This is a genomic window from Ruoffia sp. FAM 26255 (assembly GCF_045528525.1).
GTDB classification, from domain to species: Bacteria; Bacillota; Bacilli; order Lactobacillales; family Aerococcaceae; genus Ruoffia; species Ruoffia tabacinasalis.
On the sequence record NZ_JBGQQX010000161.1, the window covers coordinates 1 to 255 of the forward strand.

The 255-nt window shown below is 38.0% G+C and carries 1 protein-coding gene; it reads right to left on the bottom strand.

Annotated elements, in window-relative coordinates:
- Positions 1-14: 14 nt before the first annotated feature.
- The coding region (locus tag ACEN31_RS11735; protein ID WP_407109496.1) for a rhodanese-like domain-containing protein at positions 15-255 on the bottom strand (241 nt) is incomplete at its 5' end.

Consider the following 255-nt stretch of genomic DNA (forward strand, 5'->3'; position numbering starts at 1 on the left):
TATTGTATTGTACATTATTTTACCACCTTTTCTGGTTTTACTGTTGAGTAAAGAGCAAATGCTCCATCTAAATTTTTGGCTTTATAACCATTTTGTTTCAGCATTCTTTCCGCTATATAGCTGCGCAGACCACTGTGACAGCTCACAATAATTGGTTGATCTTTTGGCAACTCTGCCATGCGGTCTCGCAAACTATCTAAAGGAATATTGACTGCTCCTTTTAAACGGCCGTTTGTTTTCAGTTCACCTTCATTG